At 66.7% G+C, this 17925-nt stretch carries 15 protein-coding genes; 4 read left to right on the forward strand and 11 right to left on the reverse strand.

Going from position 1 to position 17925, the window contains the following annotated elements:
• Positions 1 to 137 precede the first annotated feature (137 nt).
• The 6 genes from ABZU72_RS25825 to ABZU72_RS25850 form a co-directional block, all read right to left on the reverse strand.
• On the reverse strand, positions 138 to 1412 hold the full coding sequence (locus ABZU72_RS25825; protein ID WP_355021638.1) for a TRAP transporter large permease: 1275 nt from the start codon (positions 1410 to 1412) through the stop codon (positions 138 to 140).
• On the reverse strand, positions 1409 to 2050 hold the full coding sequence (locus ABZU72_RS25830; protein WP_355021639.1) for a TRAP transporter small permease: 642 nt from the start codon (positions 2048 to 2050) through the stop codon (positions 1409 to 1411). The genes ABZU72_RS25825 and ABZU72_RS25830 overlap by 4 nt, the downstream gene beginning before the upstream one ends.
• Positions 2051 to 2097: 47 nt before the next feature.
• Positions 2098 to 2853 (reverse strand): SDR family oxidoreductase, encoded by a 756-nt coding sequence (locus tag ABZU72_RS25835; protein ID WP_355021640.1) that lies wholly within the window; start codon positions 2851 to 2853, stop codon positions 2098 to 2100.
• Positions 2854 to 2882: 29 nt separating this feature from the next.
• Entirely contained in the window at positions 2883 to 3914 is a 1032-nt protein-coding gene (locus tag ABZU72_RS25840) for a DctP family TRAP transporter solute-binding subunit (protein ID WP_355021641.1), read from the reverse strand.
• A 98-nt stretch (positions 3915 to 4012) separates the two neighbouring features.
• Positions 4013 to 5815 (reverse strand): thiamine pyrophosphate-binding protein, encoded by a 1803-nt coding sequence (locus tag ABZU72_RS25845; RefSeq protein ID WP_355021642.1) that lies wholly within the window; start codon positions 5813 to 5815, stop codon positions 4013 to 4015.
• On the reverse strand, positions 5812 to 7275 hold the full coding sequence (locus ABZU72_RS25850) for an aldehyde dehydrogenase family protein (protein ID WP_355021643.1): 1464 nt from the start codon (positions 7273 to 7275) through the stop codon (positions 5812 to 5814). The genes ABZU72_RS25845 and ABZU72_RS25850 overlap by 4 nt, the downstream gene beginning before the upstream one ends.
• A gap of 145 nt (positions 7276 to 7420) precedes the next feature.
• On the opposite strand from ABZU72_RS25850, the gene ABZU72_RS25855 reads away from it, so the two are divergent.
• The 3 genes from ABZU72_RS25855 to ABZU72_RS25865 are packed head-to-tail and all read left to right on the forward strand — an operon-like array spanning position 7421 to position 10226.
• Positions 7421 to 8230 carry an IclR family transcriptional regulator gene (locus tag ABZU72_RS25855; RefSeq protein WP_355021644.1) on the forward strand — a complete coding sequence of 270 codons (810 nt, stop codon included), beginning with the start codon at positions 7421 to 7423 and terminating at the stop codon, positions 8228 to 8230.
• Positions 8227 to 9429 (forward strand): CoA transferase, encoded by a 1203-nt coding sequence (locus ABZU72_RS25860; RefSeq protein ID WP_355021645.1) that lies wholly within the window; start codon positions 8227 to 8229, stop codon positions 9427 to 9429. The genes ABZU72_RS25855 and ABZU72_RS25860 overlap by 4 nt, the downstream gene beginning before the upstream one ends.
• A complete protein-coding gene (locus ABZU72_RS25865; protein WP_355021646.1) occupies positions 9429 to 10226 on the forward strand; it encodes a citryl-CoA lyase in 798 nt (265 codons plus the stop codon). The genes ABZU72_RS25860 and ABZU72_RS25865 overlap by 1 nt, the downstream gene beginning before the upstream one ends.
• Before the next feature lie 59 nt (positions 10227 to 10285).
• Here ABZU72_RS25865 and ABZU72_RS25870 read toward each other — a convergent pair whose 3' ends face one another.
• Entirely contained in the window at positions 10286 to 12976 is a 2691-nt protein-coding gene (locus tag ABZU72_RS25870; RefSeq protein ID WP_355021647.1) for a PQQ-binding-like beta-propeller repeat protein, read from the reverse strand.
• A 285-nt stretch (positions 12977 to 13261) separates the two neighbouring features.
• Between ABZU72_RS25870 and ABZU72_RS25875 the strand changes: the two genes are divergently transcribed.
• A complete protein-coding gene (locus ABZU72_RS25875) occupies positions 13262 to 14209 on the forward strand; it encodes a ThuA domain-containing protein (protein ID WP_355021648.1) in 948 nt (315 codons plus the stop codon).
• 79 nt (positions 14210 to 14288) lie between these two features.
• Here the strand turns inward: ABZU72_RS25875 and ABZU72_RS25880 are convergent, their stop codons facing one another.
• The 4 genes from ABZU72_RS25880 to ABZU72_RS25895 form a co-directional block, all read right to left on the reverse strand.
• Positions 14289 to 14870: an adenylate kinase gene (locus ABZU72_RS25880; RefSeq protein WP_355021649.1), complete on the reverse strand. Its 582-nt coding sequence runs from the start codon at positions 14868 to 14870 to the stop codon at positions 14289 to 14291.
• 299 nt (positions 14871 to 15169) lie between these two features.
• Positions 15170 to 16927 (reverse strand): biotin carboxylase N-terminal domain-containing protein, encoded by a 1758-nt coding sequence (locus ABZU72_RS25885; RefSeq protein ID WP_355021650.1) that lies wholly within the window; start codon positions 16925 to 16927, stop codon positions 15170 to 15172.
• Positions 16928 to 16949: 22 nt separating this feature from the next.
• The gene (locus ABZU72_RS25890; RefSeq protein WP_355021651.1) at positions 16950 to 17189 is read right to left on the reverse strand and encodes an acyl-CoA carboxylase epsilon subunit; all 240 of its coding nucleotides are present in this window, start codon (positions 17187 to 17189) and stop codon (positions 16950 to 16952) included.
• Positions 17186 to 17925, reverse strand: a 740-nt coding sequence (locus ABZU72_RS25895; protein WP_355021652.1) for a carboxyl transferase domain-containing protein, incomplete at its 5' end; no start/stop codon positions are given. The genes ABZU72_RS25890 and ABZU72_RS25895, both read right to left, overlap by 4 nt.

The raw sequence follows: 17925 nt of genomic DNA on the forward strand, positions 1-17925 counted from the left end.
GTGCAGTGAGCGCGTCTACCGACGACCTGATCTTTCCGAGTCATGCTGAGGTACGGGCGCTCGTCTGGGCTCGGCCCTGCTCGCGGCAGCTGACTGAGCTGCAGGCGCAGAAGGGATGCGCCGCCCGTCAGCGGGCATCACAGGCCCAGCAGCTCGGGTAGCCACAGGGCAATCTGAGGTATGAAGGTGATGAGTAGCAGGGTCACCAGCAAGGGGATCAGGAATGGGGCGACGCCTCGGAACACCTCTGCCACGGGTGTTTTGGTGACCGAGCTGAGCACGAACAGCACGCCACCGATGGGCGGCGTCATGAGCCCGATCATCAGGTTGAGGACCACGATGACCCCGAAGTGGACCGGGTCCACACCCACCTGCGTCGCAACGGGCAGAAGCACGGGCACGCTGATGACAAGGGCCGAGGTGGGCTCGATGATGGCACCGAGAATGAGCAGCAGGATGTTCACCAGGATCAAGAACACGACTTTGCTGTCGGTGAAGCCGAGGAATGTCTCCGCCATGGCCCGTGGCACACCCTCGCGGGCAAGGATCCAGCCCAGCAGGCTGGATGCGCCGAGAATCACCATGATCGCCGCCGTCGTCGTGGCCGTGTCCGCGAAGACCTTCGGAAGGTCCCCGAGCTTCAGGGAGCGGTAGAGGAAGCCGAGCAAGAGCATGTACACCGCGCCGACCGCCGCAGCTTCGGTGGGAGTGAAGAAGCCCTCGAGGATCCCGCCGAGGATGATGACGGGGGCGATGAGGGCACCCAGGCCTCCGAGCGCGGTGCGTCGTACCTGGGCCCATGCGAAGGACTCGTTGGGGATGTCGTCGTGGCGGCGAGCCCAGATGAACACGTAGATGGCGAGGGTCACGCAGATGAGCAGTGCGGGAACCACGGAGGCCGCGAACAGCGCGCTGGTCGAGACGAGCGCCACCGAGGCGAAGACCACGGCAGGGATGCTCGGCGGCATGATGGGGCCGATGACGGATGACGCTGCGGTCAGGCCGACGGCGAAGCGCTGCGGGTAGCCCTTCTTGACCATGTGCGGGATCTCGATCGACCCGACCCCGGCGGCGTCGGCCAGGGCCGAGCCGTTCATCCAGGAGAAGCCGAGGCTGACCCCGATATTGACGTAGCCCAGCGCTCCACGGAACTTGCCGAACAGGGCGAGGACGAGCGCGAAGACCCGTTCGGCGATGCCGGCGCGCGTGGCGAGGAATCCCACGAGGATGAAGAGCGGCACCGCGAGCAGCGGCCAGCTGTTCACCCCGCCAGCGCCGGTTCGCATGGCGAAACCGACCGACTGGTCGTTGGTCCACATGTAGACCAAGCACGGACCGAGGATCGCGAAGGCGATCGGGACTCGCAGTGCGATGCACGCGGCGATCAGAATGCCCAGGATTGCGACGCTCATCGTGAGGTCTCCTCGTCGTTCGAGGGCGGAATCTCGCCAAGTGCCGCGTGGGTCAGGGCGTCGCCGTCGGCGCCGAGCGTCTCGTCGGCGATCACCTCGCCGGCCACGCGGATCTGACCCTGGTGGCTGGAGGGCCAGATGATCTCGATGAGGGCACGGAGAACCGTGAGTGCCATCCCGACCATGGGGATGAAGTAGATCCACGCCAACGGGATCCCGGTGGCCGGTGACTTGATCGGTGAATCGGAGGTGAAGAGGTCCAGTCCTTCGTAGCCGAACATGGCCGCCGTGGCGGCGACGACCAGGAGGGAGAACGCCTTGACGAGACGCTGGCCGAGGGCTGGCAGGACGTGGTCGGCGACGTCCAGCGCGATGTGCTCGTCACGTCCCAGCAGGTACCCGGCCAGCCCGAAGGAGAGCCATACCAATGAGAAGCGTGCCAGTTCGCCGGTCCAGACCTGGTTGTCGATGGGCGTCACTCTCGCCAGCACCTGGAGCATGACCAGGATGACGATGCCGAGAATGAGGATGGCTCCGATGGTCAACTCGACGATCTCGAGTCCGCGCAGCCCGGCGACGAGCCAGCGGGGTCGCCGCCAGCCCCGGGAGCGCTCCTGCTGTGTTGTTGTCGCCTGCACCTCTCGTGTCCTTTCTGGATGTTCTCTTTGTCGCCCGAGCAGACGAGTCAGTCGGGGTACCAGCCGCCGTCGACATCGACGATCTCGCCGGTCAGGTACGACGCGGCAGGGGAGACGAGGAACTCGACGACATTGGCCACCTCCGCGCTGGTCCCCGGTCTCCCCAGCGGCAGCTGGCGTACGACTGCTTGCTCCACCGATCGGGCGGTCGCGTTGCCCATCCCCGAGTTGATGTAGCCGGGCGCGACTCCGTTGCACCGGATGCCGCGACCGGCAAGAGCCCTAGCCACCGACAACGTCAGGTTGCCCAATGCGGCCTTGGACGCACAGTAGTGAGCGCCCGCGGGGTGATTCAGCCCGAACGAGGTCCCCGGCGGTCCTGAAGCTGCTGCTTTGGCGACCGCAGAGACGACGTTGACGATGGAGGCGTTGTCATGGTCGGCCAGGTGCGGCCACGCCTCGCGGATGGTGAGGAAACAGGAGCGAGCGTTGACCGAGAACACTCGGTCCCACTCCTCGACATCGATCTCCGGCAGCTGGGGTGCGGCGCCGTGCCGCTTCGGCGAGATACCTGCGCAGTTGACCAGGACGTGGAGTCCGTCGCTTGAGGCTTCGCGCACCATGTCCTTGATCGCTGCCTCGTCGGTGAGGTCCGTGACAACGTGGGTGACAGTTGCGGTGGACGTCTCGCCGTCCGGGACCGGCGCGCCATCTGCCACGACCACGCGGTAGCCATTGGACGCGAGGCGTTCCACGACGGCACGACCGATACCGCCCCGACCACCGGTGACGATCGCCTGCACGTCCGCCTCCTCCTCTCCCGGCTGTCGAATCAGCTCGAGGCGCCAGCGAGGATCGCTTCGTAGAGGGCGAGCTGATCGTCCTTGTACTCAGACTTGAAGAACTTCTCGGCCTGGGACCGGAACGTGTCGACGTCGACATCCTCGACGACCGTCATCTCGCCGCTCGACTTCCACTCCTCGACGATCTCCGCCTCGGCGTCCTCAACGCACTTCCGGTCGCCGTCACGGGTGTCACTGATGGCGGCCTGCACGGCCTCCTGCTGCTCGGCCGAGAGGCTCTGCCAGGTCTCCTCGGAGATGATCGCCAGCACTGATCCGACCTGGTGGCCGGTCAGGCTGACGTGGCTCTGGACCTCGGGGAGGTTCAGGTCCTTGATGGTGGGGACCGGGTTCTCCTGGCCGTCGATCGTGCCCTGCTGCAGCGCGAGGAACACCTCCTCGAAGGCGACGGCCGTGGGCTCGGCGCCGAGCGCCTCGGCGTTCATGAGGTACTGCGGGCTGTCCGGGAACCGCATGCGCAGGCCTTTGAAGTCGTCAGGTGTCTTGATCGGCTGGTTCGCGGTGAAGTGCCGCATGCCGAAGTACCACACGTCGAGGACCCGAACGCCGGTCTCCTCGAGCATGCGCTTCTTGAGACCCTCGAACGCTTCGCTGTCGACGAACTCGAACAAGGCGTCCGGACCGTCGAACGCGTACGCCGCGTCGAGCGCCCCGACCTCGGGGAACGAAGCGGAGATCGCTGAGGCCCCCTGGATATCCATGTCGATGTCTCCTGAAGCCACCGAGGCGAAACGTTCGGCGTCGGGTCCGAGCTGGCTGTTGGAGAAGACCTCGATCTCCACACCCGTGTCGTCCTCCTTCAGGGCATCGGCGACTACCTGTGCGCCACACGTGTTGTGCGGGTGCTCGTCGGGATAGCTGTTGGCGAACGAGAGCTTGGTCGTCGCGCCGTCCTCGCCGTCGCCACCCGCCTCGTTCCCTCCGCATGCGGAGACGATCAGCAGACTGGCTACCGCGGTTGCGGCAATACCGAGCCCTCTCTTCGTGCGCTTGACTGACATGGCTCCTCCTATGGGCCAGTGCGGCCATAATGACCGAACTAGTACGTTACTTCTGGACAAACGTTGGTGGGAAGGTTTCCGCCGGGTTGATCGCGGGGCTACTCGAAGACGCCGCGGTAGATGTCTTTGATGTTCCAGTGCCCGGGCGTAGGCACGGGGTCGTTGACCATGGGCACATCGATGACGGTGGGGCGACGAGCCTGGATGGCCTTCTCGATGGCAGCGCCCAGGTCGTCGACGCCGGAAACCTTGAACCCCTCGGCGCCGCATGCGCGCCCCAGAGCGGCGAAGTCCGGGCTGTACGGCCGACCGTCGCGATCCACGAACTCACAGCCGTAGCTGGCCCCATAGCTCGATGCCTGAAGGTCGGCGATCGTTCCGTGAGCAGCGTTGTTCATGACCACGAAGATCACCGGCAGATCCCGTTCGACGGCGGTGGGGAGCGCGGCCAGCTGTGCACTCATCCCGCCGTCACCGACCAGCGCCACCACGACCCGCTGGGGCCAGGCGAGCTGGATGCCCAGTGCGGCCGCTGGGCCGAAGCCCATCGTGGATGCGCCGCCGGGAGTGATGAAGCGGCCGCGGTCGCTCATCGGATATCTCTGCGCGACGCCGTTCTTGTTCCATCCGACATCGGTCACCAAGACGGCGTCCTGAGGCACGTTGTCGCGCACGTCCTTGAGGATCCGCTCGGGCTTGAGGGGGAACGCAGGGTCAACGCCACGCTCCTCGGTGTCTGCGAAGAGCTCCCCACGCGTCGCAGCGATCTTGTCCCGGAGCTCAGCGTGGTCGACGGGTGCTGCGCCCGCTCGTTCCAGGGCCGACTCGATCGCGGCCAGGGCGAGGCCGACATCTGCCACCGCGCCGATGGTGACCGGGTAGTTGCGCCCGATCTCCGCGATGTCGAGATCGATCTGAACGAGACGAGCGGGCGGGAACTGCCAGGTGTAGTCGCGCTCCCAGGAGCTGGCGTCGGTCTCGGCGAACCGGGTGCCCAGTGCCAGGACGAGGTCCGCGGAGCGGGCGTACTCGTTGGTGAACTCGAGCCCCCAGAACCCCGGCATGCCCAACAGGAGGGGGTGATCGTCGGAGACGACGCTCTTGGCCATCAAGGAATGGACCAGGGGGATGTCGAGGTGCTCGGCGATGCGCAGCATCCGCTCCTTGGCCGCGGGTTCGCGTACGCCGCCGCCGAAGTAGATGAGCGGGCGCTCCGCGTTGATGAGCTCGGCCGCGATCGCATCGGCGGTCTCTTCAGGCAGGTCCGGCCGCGCACTGGCGACCGGTAGCGGGTATGCCTCGGCATACTCCGCCCCGAGCGGGCGCGAGAACATGTCCATCGGCACGTTCAGAAGTGTCACGCCAGGGCGTCCGGCCGCTGCGGTCCAGTACGCGCGTTCGAGGAATCGCGGAAGGTCCTCCACGCGTGAGACGTCCCAGGCACGCTTGACGAACGGGCGGTAGATCGCCGACTGATTCGCGTCCTCGTGCAGGTTCACCTCCTGGTGCGGGTGCCGGCCGCGGTAGTAGGAGGGGATGTCGCCGCTGATGACGATGAGCGGGACGGAGTCGAGCGCTGCGGTCGCCGCTCCGGTGACTGCGTTCATCATTCCTGGGCCGACATGCACGACGACCACACCAGGACGACCCGTCGCCCGTGCGTAACCGTCAGCCGCGTGCGCCGCGGTCTGCTCGTGCCTGAAGACGACGAACTCGATTCCGCTGCGCCCCAAGGCGTCGAGGAGCGCGATGTTCGTATGACCACAGAGCCCGAAGACATGGGTGACCCCCCAGGCCTCGAGTTGGCGCACGACCACGTCGGCCCCAGTGGTCGTCTGCTCGGGGTCGGCGTGCTCCGCGGCCATCGGCCCGGCCTCCTCGTGGTGGTTGGACATGGTCATCGGGTCACTCCCCATACGGATTCGTTCTTCCAGAGCAACGTCTTGACGTACGTGTAGTCGTCGATCATCCAGCGCGGTGACTCGCGCCCGATCCCGGAGTCCTTGACCCCTCCGAACGGCACGTTGTCGAGACGGAAGTTGGAGGTGCCACCCACGACGACAGCGCCGACCTGCAGCTCGCGCCAGGCTTTGAAGATGCGCCGGCTGTCATGGGTGAAGAGTCCGGCCTGCAGTCCGTAGCTGCTGCGATTGCACTCTCGAATGACCTCGTCGAAGTCGTCGTAGGGCAGCACGACGACTGCGGCCCCGAACACCTCCTCGCGCACGATCGTGGCGTCGCGCGCGGGGTCGACCACGACGAGAGGCTCGAGCGTGGCGCCGTTTCGCGTCCCGCCGGTCGCCAGCTCGGCGCCATCTCGCTCGGCATCCTTCGCCCATCGCAGCACTCGTTCGGCGGCGCTCTCGTCCACCATGCTCCCGATGTCCGTCGTCTCCTCGAGCGGGTCGCCGGTGCGGAGCTCGCTCACCGCGGCCGCCAGGCGGCCAGCGAAGTCGTCCATCATGGGTCGTGGCACGAAGATGCGCTGAACACTGATACAGCTCTGTCCCGAGTTGCTGAAGCCAGTGCGTGCACACAGTGCAGCCGCCTCGGCGAGGTCCGCGTCCTCGCACACGATGGTCGCCGCGTTGCCGCCGAGCTCGAGGATGAGCCGCTTGCCCGCAGCATTGCGAGCGACGGCATGTCCTGCGCTAGCGCTCCCGGTGAAGCTGATCGCGGCCACTACCGGGCTGCCGGTGAGCACCTCGCCGAGGTCGGGTCCACCGTGCAGGACCTGGACGGCGGTCGTTGGCAGACCGGCCTCGATGAGAAGTTCGACGAAGCGTACGGAACTCGCCGGCGCCTGGGGCGGTGGCTTGACGATGGTCGTGTTGCCGGCCGCGAACGAGGCCGCGAGCTTGTGGGCCAGAAGGTTGACTGGTGCGTTGAACGGGGTGATGGCAACGACGACGCCTACAGGCGAACGGAACGTCATGGCGGTCGTGCCCACCCCACGTTCCCAGCCGGCCGAGGGCAGCACCTCTCCGCCGATGGTCCGCGCCTCAGCGGCGGACAGGGCCAAGGTCTCGGCCGCGCGAAGTGCTTCGCCGCGGCCGTCCCGCACCGGCTTGCCGAGCTCGAGGGCGAGCAGGCGAGCGATCTCTCTCTGGCTCTCCTCCACGAGGAGGCTGGCACTCTCGAGGATGTCGGCACGGGCGGCAGGGGACAGGCCGGCCACCTCTGAGGCGGACATGGCTGCGAAGTCGAGCGCATCCTTCGCGTGGGCCGTGGTGGCCTGCGCAGCCTGCGACACCACGTGCCCCGTGACGGGGCTTCGGCGGTCGAGCGTGGAGCTATCGTGCCAGGACCCCGCGACAAGGTTGCGAACGACCTGCGGCAACTCGTGCGTCACTGCCTTCACCTACTCGTTCCGTCTGGCGGTCTATCTGGACCACTGGGTGGACTTTGAGTAAGGTACGGGCATTCAATGTTTCGTGGCAAGGGTGGATGTGAAACTTGTCACAGCCCGAGATGACGCACCCGCGTCCCGACCCCAGGAGTGCTCCATGGTGAAAGGCAGCTCAGCAGGCGACGACGCCGAAGTGAGTGGAACCTCGTCCGAGGCCATGGGAGGTGTACGCAGCGTTCAGCGCGCCCTGGAGATCCTGAATCTGCTGAGCGAGGAGAAGCCGCAGATCACGATCCGGGACATCGTCGACAACACGGGGCTGGCCAAGACCACCTCGACCCGCCTGGCGCAGACGTTGGTGAACGCGGGCCTCCTGTGGGCGACCGAGTCGGGCTTCATGGCAGGGCCTGGCCTGTGGCGCTGGGCGCACCTGGCCCGCAGCGCCTGGGAGCTGCCGCCCGAGTTCCGCAGCATGATCACCGACATGGCCCGCGAACATCAGGAGACGGTCAACCTCTACATCCGCCGGGACGTCCGACGCCTGTGCATCGCCCAGGCCGAGAGTCCCAGACCGCTGCGCCATGTGGTGAACGTCGGCGACGAGTTCCCGTTGTGGGCAGGTGCTTCCGCCCGGGTGCTCCTGACCGACGTCGAAGACAGTCTGCTGGCGCGCGTGGTGGCAGGCGCCCCCGCGGGTCGTTCAGACCTCGCCCGACTCCGGGAGGCAGTCGCCCAGACGAAGGTGGATGGTTTCGCGGTCTCGCACGGTGAACGGGAGTCCGGCGTGTCAGCGGTGGCAGTACCGGTCATGGACAACGGCCAGGTCATCGCCGCCCTCAGCATGAGTGGCGCCACACCCCGGTTCGCCGAGGACCGCGTGCGCGACTTCGCCTCGGCCCTGCAGAGCGCTGCCGTCGCCATGTCGGGCCGCGCGCTCGGCAGCGCCGTGCGGAGTTCGATCTCATGAGCGTCTCTGATGTCGCCTCGAGCCATGCGGCGCCGGAGCCGCTGGCAGGCGTACGCGTCCTGGACCTCTCCAACGTGCTGGCTGGTCCGTTCTGCAGCTACCAGCTGATGTTGCTGGGTGCGGACGTGACCAAGGTGGAGGTGCCGGACCGCGGCGACCTCGCCCGGCAGCTGGGGCCCGACGCCGACCTGAATGCGCGCCGGATCGGCGCGTCCTTCCTGGCGCAGAACTCGGGCAAGCGCTCGGTCGAGGTGGACCTCAAGTCTGCCGACGGGCGAGCGGCCTTTGAGCGCATGCTGTCGGAGTCCGACGTGCTGCTGGAGAACTTCCGTCCAGGCGTGATGGCACGTCTGGGCTATCCGTGGGAACGGCTTCGGGAGCTGCGGCCTGAACTCATCTGCTGCGCCATCTCCGGGTTCGGCCAGACCGGGCCCATGAGCCAGCGCCCCGCCTACGACCAGATCGTGCAGGGTCTGTCCGGGATGATGAGCATCACCGGCACCGAGGAGACTGCGCCGCAACGGGTCGGGTTCCCGATCTGCGACACCGTGGGTGGTCTGGTCGCGGCGATGACCATCAACGCTGCGCTGCTCAGCAGGGAGCGCACTGGCCGCGGCGCCTACCTGGACGTGTCGATGCTCGAATCATCGCTCTCGGCCATGGGATGGGCCGTCAGCAACTACCTGGTCAGTGGCGTCGAGCCGATGCCGATGGGGGACCAGAACGCGACATCGGCGCCGTCGGGCACGTTCCAGGCGGCCGACGGCCCCTTGAACATCGCCGCGAACCGTCAGGAGCAGTTCGTCACCCTCTGCACGCTGATCGGCCGTGACGACCTTCTCCACGACGAGCGCTTCGCCCTGCGTGAGGACCGGAAGATCCATCGTCAGGCTCTCAACGACGAGATCAACGCCGCCCTCGCTGGCGCCACGGCGGAGTGGTGGGAGGAGACGCTCTCCGCGAACGGCGTACCGGCGGCTCGCATCCTGACGGTCGCCCAGGCCGTCGAGCTCGACCAGCTCCAGCACCGTGACTTCTTCGCTGACGTCGAGGTCCCCGACCGCGACGACGAGCACGTACGGGTCATGGGCTCGGGAGTCCGCGTGGACGGTCGCTCCCTTAAGCCACTATTCCGGCCGCCGCTGCTCGGCGAGCACAACGACGACGAGCACACCTCGACCGTGAGCAGGCCTGCCTGATGAGCGAGGCAGCTGACCTCGCTGATTGGTGGGCGACCTCGGTCACTCGCATCGAGCCCGGTGTGATCGAGCATCGGGGGATCCCCGTGCAGGACCTGATCGGCCGGACGTCCTTCGCCGAGATGGTGTGGCTGATGGTACGCGGCGAGCGACCAGACCCCAGGCAAGCAGCCCTGCTCGATGCCGCCCTTGTCGCCGGCACCGACCACGGTCCGCAAGCACCGTCGATCGCCATCTCGCGGATGGCGATCACGTGCGGAGTCGGTATCAACAGCGCCATGGCCAGCGCCGTCAACGTACTCGGGGACGTCCACGGTGGTGCGGGGGAGCAGTGCCTGACCCTGCTCGAGGAGATCGTGGACCGCGCCTCGTCCGATGATGACTGGGACGCAGCAGCGGAAGAGTGTGTGACCCGCTTCCGCCAGGCCAACTCCCACATCCCGGGGTTCGGGCATCGATTCCACCCCGTCGACCCGCGGCGCGCCCCGCTCCTCGGTCTGGTCGCGGCCTCCCGTGACGAAGGGGTGGTGTCAGGCCGCCATCTGCAGGCCGGCCTGGCGATCGAACGCCTGCTCGCTCGCGGTCGTGTACGTGGCGTACCGATGAACATCGACGGAGCCACTGCCATCATCTACGGCGAGCTCGGTTTCCCCTCAGCGTTGGCGCGCGGGCTGTTCGTACTCAGTCGCAGCGTCGGCATCCTGGCTCATGCCTGGGAGGAAGCCGAGTCCGGCAGTCGCCTCAAGGGCCCCATGCCGCCGACGATCCTCCCGACATATGTTCCGCCTTCGGGCTGAGAGTCGCCTCATCGAGAGGTGAAGGTGGCTGCACCCTGCGAAGGTGCAGCCACCCGGGCTCACTTGATGACCGTCACCTCGGTCGCAGACGTCACCTGCTTCTGCTCGCCGTGGTGGACGAAGTTGGCCACGAGTCTCAATGGAACCCCTGAGCCTTCCGGCACGTCGTTGTCCAGATCGGCCTTACGGAACTGCACGACGACCTTTCCTCTGGACGACTCCGTCCGTACCGCGGCGATCGGGGTGCCTCCCAGCGGGGTCTCGAGCTCGGCGAAGTCATCGAACCGGTAGCCGGCGGGCACGTCCAGCACCGCTGTGACGAGACCTCTGACGCCCGTGAAGGTCCCCGTCCTGGAACTCAGATCGAGCTGGGAGGGTTTGAAGTGCAGAGCTCCCGGCCGGTCCTCCGGAGTCAGGACGACCTCGATCTTTCCGGTCGGCCTGGGATCGGTGCAGTCGTTGAAGAAGTACTCGCCAGCACGGTCGAAGGTGTGCTCGTAGACCTCACCTGGCTTCAACTTGACGTTGAACTCGCCCTCGAAGAACTGTGTGGCACAGTGCGGCAGCTCGTTCGGGAAGTTCGGGAACGTGGCAGCTCCCGGGTTGAGGAACTTCACCGTCGCGCCGACAGGTACCCGCAGGTGGGTCGGTTGCATACCCGTTTGGGCCTTGCTGTCGCGAGCAGCGGCGGTGTCGGCCGTACGGCTCGAACGGCCGAGATAGACGGTGTTGTCCACCGTGCTGCCCTCGACTGGCGCTCCGCTGACGGGCCGGCGGATGCTCAACGGGGCGGTGCTGGGACCCTCTTGGCTCCCAGAATCCGTGATGTACGTCCCACCGACCTTGAAGGCCCAGAGAGAGTCACCCTGGGTCACCGAGCCGCCGTAGGGGTTCGTCGAGCCGGCCGCGAAAACCGCCACGTACTGCTCGCCGTCGATCTCGTAGGTGATCGGGGCGCCGGCGATCCCGGACCCGGTCTGGAAGTCCCACAGCACGTCGCCGTCGGCGGCGTCCATCGCGAGCAGCCTTCCGTCGATCTGGCCGGCGAAGAGGAGGTTCGACGCGGTGGCGAGCGGACCTTGGCCGTGCGACATGTCGGTCCCTAGATGGTTCCTCCAGGCCACCTTCCCGGTGGAGGCGTCGTAGGCGAGGATTCCGCCGGTCTGGTACTGGCCCATGGCCCGCTGACCGTTGGCGGCGGCCCCGTTCCAGTGGGCTACCGGGTTGGTGCCGTAGGGGTAGTAGACGAGGTTCGTCTTGTGACTGTAGGCGTTGTTCGACCAGTCGGCCCCGCCGTTCTGGCTGGTGGTGGAGAGAATGGGCAGGTCCCACTGGGGGTCGTACATGCAGCCCTTGCGGTGGTCCTGACCGCTCGGGTACGTCAGGAACGGTTCGTCGGCCTTGACGTAGCTGTCAGGGTCGAAGACCAGGTTGCCGTCCTTGTCGGGCTGGTATCCGTTGTAGTTGGGAACCGCTCGCCACGGATCGCCGGGGACGTTCTTCGGGTCGAGCTTCTGCCAGGCGACGCACTCGGGCAGCAGCCGCTCCTTCGGGAAGGGTTGGGTCTTCGCGTGGTGCTGGCGAGAGTCCTGGATCATGGGCTTCTCGACGACCGGGAGTGCCGGCTTGCCGTTGGTGCGGTCGAGCACGAACTGGTGACCGGACTTGCTGCCGTAGAAGACGACCTTGCGTACGTCCCCATCGATCTTCACGTCGGCGAGCGTGGGCGGGTGGACGTTGTCCATGTCCCACACATCGTGCCGGATCGACTGGTAGTGCCACTTGTAGTCGCCGGTGACGGCATCGACCGCGACCATGGTGGACGAGAAGAGGTTGTCGCCTGGCCGCTGTGACCCGTCTTGCGAGGTGCGGCAGCTGCGTGCGTTGCCGAAGGTCATGTAGTACATGCCCAGCTCTGGATCCACGGCTCCGTGGATCCAGGGGGTCGAGCCGCCTTCCAGGGCACAGTCCGTGCCATCAGGCAGGACCGGTCCCCAGGTCGCGCCGGCGTCCACGGAGTTCCCGTTGACGTCGGTGAAGACGGTGCCTCGGCTCGGGCCTCCGAAGAAGTGCCACAGACGGCTGCCGTCGGTGGCGTCGAGGGCAGCCACCGCGGCCCGGTCTCCGTTCGCGGCATGGGCGTAGACGATGCCGTCGTGATAGACGGTCGCCACCCGATCGAAGTTGCCCAGACTCTCGCCGTTGGGGCCGGTCGGCTGGACACCCCATTCCTCCTCGCCGGTCTCCTGGTCGAGGGCGACCACGCGGTCGCCGTCGGCCAGCGTGTAGACCTTGCCGTCACCGGCCGCGACGCCACGGCGAGTATCGGCCGGGGCGAATTCCTCAGGCACCCACTTCCACTTGGCCTCACCCGACTTGCCGTCGACCGCGACGACACCACCGTTGGGCGTATCGAGATAGATGACCCCTTCGATCACGATCGGAGTCGTCTGCTGACCGACGTCGTCAGACGCCGGGGCAACTGCGCTGACGTGGGTCCGCCAGGTCGGGCTGAGCTTGTCGAGGTTTCGCTTGGTGATCTGGTCGAGGGCGGAGTAGTGCTGGTTGCCCAGGTTGCCGCCCACAGTCGGCATGTCTGCGCCGGTGGGCTCTGTCGCCCCGAGTTCGTCTGGACCTATGGCCTGCTCGGCAGCAGCCATGAGCGGATTGGCGAAGGGAGCCACGGCGAGGCTGCTGACCAGAACGGTCACCAACGCTGTCGCCGTGCGCACTTTGGTTGGTCTGCGCACCTTGTTCTCCTCGGATGGTCGCGGACAGCCGTTTCCGGTGCCCTGGTGTCGCACAGCGGATCTCTCGCCCCGCCGCAGGTTGATCCATCTAGTGGGTCGATCGAACCGTCCCGTGACACGACGGTAACGAGCGTCACACGCTTCGGCAAGACCTCCGCTCGCCATCTCCTAGGGAGATTCCTGCTGTATTTGGCGCTGGACACCCTCTTGCTCGGTCGTGTGACGTCCGTTACATTCATGTCACCAAATGGACTTTATGACCCACCTAGTGGTACGGAGGCAGAAATGGACCTGAAGACGAAGGCAGGGTCGGTCGCCGTTGCGGCGCTCATGGGCGGCGCGCTGGCTCTCGGTGCCCCGAGCGCCGGGCGGGACGATGCATCGAGCGCGACCGACATCTACACCGACGAGATCGCCGACTACGGCGTCTGCCGCGGCGTGGACCCGTCCTGCTACCACGACTGGGGGGCTGGGTGGGAGGAGGGCGAGCAGAAGCGCGTCTTGATCTGGAGTCGTACAGCAGGGCCGCGGCACGCACACCTCGGTACTGCCCTTGACCCTGGGCTCAACCCTCCGTTGAACGCCAACAACGTGGCCCAGGCAAACCTCAAGGCATGGCTAGAAGCCGAGGGTGTGCAGGTCGACTACACCGAGGACCTTGCCCAGTTCCGGCTCAACAACTACAACGCGGTGGTCTTCCTGAGCTCGAACCGGGACACGCTTGACGACACGGCCCAGACCGCCCTGAAGCAGTACGTACGACGCGGTGGGGGATTCGTGGGTATTCACAACGCCTTCGGTGCCGAGTACAGCTTCGAGTACTACGAGGGCCTGCTGGGTGGCGCCAACTTCTACGACCACGGTCCCAACCGCGAAGGAACCGTCGAGACGATCAACCGCCGTGACGTGTCGACCGCCGATCTTCCGCGCGAGTGGACGTTCACGGACGAGTGGTACAACCTCACGCCGTACCCCAGCTTCGTCAAGGTCCTCGCCGAGGTGGACGCCGAGACCAGCATTCGGCCCGAGGGGACTCAGGGCCACCCCGGCCACGGCAAGCACCACCCGGTCAGCTGGTGCCACTACTACGACGGCGGACGAGCCTGGCTCACCACGCTGGGTCACGACGTCAAGGCTTGGACGGACGAGCCTCTGCGCGGCGACGCCGAGTTCAGGGAGCACGTGGTGCAGGGCACCCTTAGTGCCATGGGTGTCGAGGAGTTCTGTCGGTAGATTCGTGCTGGGCTGAGCGGCAAGATCCGCCGCAACGTGCTCCGTGAAGGAGCCCGCGGCGCCACCGGGTCCTTCGCGGTCAGCAGATGGCGTCCGCGGATGAACCGCAGGCGCTGAGGATCCGCTTGGTGACCTCATCGACCTCGCCGAGGCCATCGACCTCGACGATGAGGCCCCGGCTGCGATAGGCATCGATGAGCGGCGCCGTCTGCTCGAGGTAGATCTCCTGACGACGGCGGATGATGTCCTCGGTGTCATCGGCGCGGCCCTCGACCTGGGCACGCTGCAGCAGCCGCTCGACCACCTCGTCCTCGTCGACGACGAGGCTGATGACGACGTCGAGGTCGTGGCCGGTGGGGCTGATCATCCCGTCGAGCTCCTCGACCTGTGCGAGCGTGCGGGGATAGCCGTCGAGAAGGAAGCCGTTGGTCGCGTCGGGCTCAGCGATCCGGTCGCGAACCATGTTGTTGGTGACCTCGTCCGGGACGTACTCGCCGGCGTCCAGGTAGCGCTTGGCCTCCAGGCCGAGTGGAGTGGCCAGCGATACGTTGGCGCGGAAGATGTCGCCGGTGGAGATGGCCGGGATGCCGAAGTGCTGGGCGAGGTGCTTGGCCTGGGTGCCCTTACCCGCGCCGGGCGGGCCCATGATGATGATCCGCATCACACGTCTCCCATGATCCTGTGATCGCCTGCGGCACGTTGCGCGCAGGCGCGGCACGTCTCGGGAGACGTCATGTCGACGGGGAGCTCCCAGAAGGTGTACCAGAGCGCTGTCGGTTCTCCGCAGGCCGTTCGTTGGGAGCCGTTCCTTCGGATGTGGACCGTTCCCCATGGCAGTCGGTGGCGAGAGTGCCGCGGCTGTGTCTGAGGCGCCGTCGCGAGCCACTGCATGCCCACGGTGCCACGTGACTGAGGCCTGGGGAGAGTTGCCGGCGCTGGTGTCATCACGGATCCCTTCAGCTACTTGATCTCGGCGATGACGGCGCCGTTGGCGACGGTCTCGCCGACGGTGGCGTTGAGGCCGGTGACGACGCCGGACTTGTGGGCCTTGAGGGGTTGTTCCATCTTCATGGCCTCGATGACGACCACGACGTCGCCTTCGGTGACCTCTTGGCCTTCTTCGACCGCGATCTTGACGATGGTGCCCTGCATCGGCGAGGTCACCGAGTCACCGGAGGCGGCCGCGCCGGCCTTCTTCGCCGACCGCTTGGGCTTCTTCGCCGCGGTGCCGCCGCTGACCGCGAGCCCGCCGAGTCCGGCGGGCAGCGTGACCGAGAGGCGTTTGCCGCCGACCTCGACCACGACGGTCTGGCGCTCGCCGTCCTCGGCGGGCTCACCGTGGGCACCGGCGTAGGGGGTGATCTGGTTGTCGAAGTCGGTCTCGATCCAGGTGGTGTAGACCTCGAAGGACCCGTTGGTGGCGGTGTAGGCGGGGTCGGTGACCACGGCCTGGTGGAACGGGATCACGGTCGGCATCCCGTCGACCTGGAACTCCTCCAGCGCCCGGCGGGAGCGTTCGAGTGCTTGGGTGCGGTCGCGGCCGGAGACGATCAGCTTGGCGATCAAGGAGTCGAAGGCGCCGGGGATGGTCTGGCCCTTCTCATAGCCCCCGTCCAGGCGTACCCCGGGTCCGGCCGGGGGTGCCCATTCGGTGAGGGTGCCGGGCGCTGGCATGAAGTTGTTGCCGCCGTCTTCGGCGTTGATGCGGAACTCGATGGAGTGGCCGCGGACCTCGGGGTCGTCATAGCCGAGCTCTTCGCCGGCGGCGATGCGGAACATCTCCCGGACCAGGTCGATGCCGGTGACTTCCTCGGAGACGCAGTGTTCGACCTGGAGGCGGGTGTTGACCTCGAGGAAGGAGATGGTGCCATCGGCGGCGACCAGGAACTCACAGGTCCCGGCGCCGACGTAGCCGGCCTCACGCAGGATGGCCTTGGAGGACTCATAGAGGCGTTTGTTCTGCTCCTCGGACAGGAACGGTGCGGGGGCTTCCTCGACCAGTTTCTGGTGGCGACGCTGCAGGGAGCAGTCCCGCGTGGAGACCACGACCACGTTGCCGTGGGTATCGGCCAGGCACTGGGTCTCGACGTGGCGGGGCTTGTCGAGGAACTTCTCCACCAGACACTCACCCCGACCGAACGCACCCACGGCCTCACGGACCGCGGATTCGTAGAGGTCGGGGATCTCCTCCAGGGTGCGGGCGACCTTCAGGCCGCGGCCGCCGCCACCGAAGACGGCCTTGATCGCGACCGGCAGGCCGTACTCCTTCGCGAAGGAGACGATCTCGGTGGCGTCCTTGACCGGGTCCTTGAGGCCCGGCGCCAACGGCGCACCGGCCTTCAACGCGATCTGCTTGGCCTTGGCCTTGTCCCCGAGTGCGTCGATCGCTTCGGGCGAGGGTCCGATCCAGGTCAGACCGGCCTCGATCACCGCCTTGGCGAAGTCGGCGTTCTCGGCCAGGAACCCATAGCCCGGGTGGACCGAGTCCGCCCCCGAGCGGCGGGCGACGTCGAGGATCTTCTCGATGGAGAGGTACGACTCCGCCGGGGTGGCTCCACCGAGGGAGTAGGACTCATCAGCCAGCCGCACGAACAGCGCGTCACGGTCGGGGTCCGCATAGATCGCGACCGAGCCGATCCCGGCGTCCTTGCACGCACGGATCACTCGCACAGCGATCTCACCACGGTTGGCGATCAGGACCTTTGTCAGTTCAGGCACGGTGTTCTGCTTTCTACGACGTTCAGTTCGGAAGAGCGCTGGCGCGCCAGGCGCCGGGGCCGGGGTGGAGCGGGGTACGCAGCTGCGGAGCAGCCCACAGGGAGCGTGGCTTCTTCTTGGGTGCCTCGCCGGTCGATCCCAGGGCCGCGAAGACGGCCACGATCGCGGCTACCTCTTCGGGGGTGGCGTTGTGGTCGATGACCTTGAGCAGTGGCTTGGGCTCAGCCTTGGGCTCGTTCGTCGGGTTCTCGGGCGTGGTCACAGCGGGATGTTCCCGTGCTTCTTGGCGGGCAGGGTCTCGCGCTTGGTGCGGAGCAGCCGCAGGGCGCGGGTGACCTCGGCGCGGGTCTCGTGGGGTGGGATGACCGCGTCGATGTAGCCGCGTTCGGCGGCGATGTAGGGGTTGGCCAGGGTGGTCTCGTACTCGTCGATGAGCTGGGTGCGTTTGGCTTCGACCTCGTCGGTGCTGGCGCCGGAGGCTTCCAGGTCGGCCAGGGTGCGGCGGTGGATGATGTTGGCGGCGCCTTGGGCGCCCATGACCGCGATCTGGGCGGTGGGCCAGGCCAGGTTGATGTCGGCGCCGAGGTGTTTGGAGCCCATCACGTCGTAGGCGCCGCCGTAGGCCTTGCGGGTGATGATGGTGACCAGCGGGACGGTGGCCTCGGCGTAGGCGTAGATCAGCTTGGCGCCGCGGCGGATGATGCCGTTGTGTTCTTGGTCGGTGCCGGGCAAGAACCCGGGGACGTCGACGAAGGTGATCACCGGGACGTTGAAGGCGTCGCAGGTGCGCACGAAGCGGGCGGCCTTCTCGGAGGCGTCGATGTCGAGGCAGCCGGCGAACTGCATCGGCTGGTTGGCCACGATCCCGACCGGGCGGCCCTCGATCCGGGCGTAGCCGATGATGATGTTGGGCGCCCACAGCGGCTGGACCTCGAGGAACTCCTCATCATCGACGATGTGGGAGATGACCTCGTGCATGTCGTAGGGCTGGTTCCCGC

It is taken from the genome of Nocardioides sp. NPDC004968, assembly GCF_040608935.1.
Taxonomy (GTDB): domain Bacteria; phylum Actinomycetota; class Actinomycetes; order Propionibacteriales; family Nocardioidaceae; genus Nocardioides.

Coding starts and splice junctions, on each gene's coding strand:
- ABZU72_RS25845 (WP_355021642.1), bottom strand. CDS start 5,815: ATGACCATGTCCAACCACCACGAGGAGGCCGGGCCGATGGCCGCGGAG.
- ABZU72_RS25840 (WP_355021641.1), bottom strand. CDS start 3,914: ATGTCAGTCAAGCGCACGAAGAGAGGGCTCGGTATTGCCGCAACCGCG.
- ABZU72_RS25860 (WP_355021645.1), top strand. CDS start 8,227: ATGAGCGTCTCTGATGTCGCCTCGAGCCATGCGGCGCCGGAGCCGCTG.
- ABZU72_RS25875 (WP_355021648.1), top strand. CDS start 13,262: ATGGACCTGAAGACGAAGGCAGGGTCGGTCGCCGTTGCGGCGCTCATG.
- ABZU72_RS25865 (WP_355021646.1), top strand. CDS start 9,429: ATGAGCGAGGCAGCTGACCTCGCTGATTGGTGGGCGACCTCGGTCACT.
- ABZU72_RS25825 (WP_355021638.1), bottom strand. CDS start 1,412: ATGAGCGTCGCAATCCTGGGCATTCTGATCGCCGCGTGCATCGCACTG.
- ABZU72_RS25855 (WP_355021644.1), top strand. CDS start 7,421: ATGGTGAAAGGCAGCTCAGCAGGCGACGACGCCGAAGTGAGTGGAACC.
- ABZU72_RS25880 (WP_355021649.1), bottom strand. CDS start 14,870: ATGCGGATCATCATCATGGGCCCGCCCGGCGCGGGTAAGGGCACCCAG.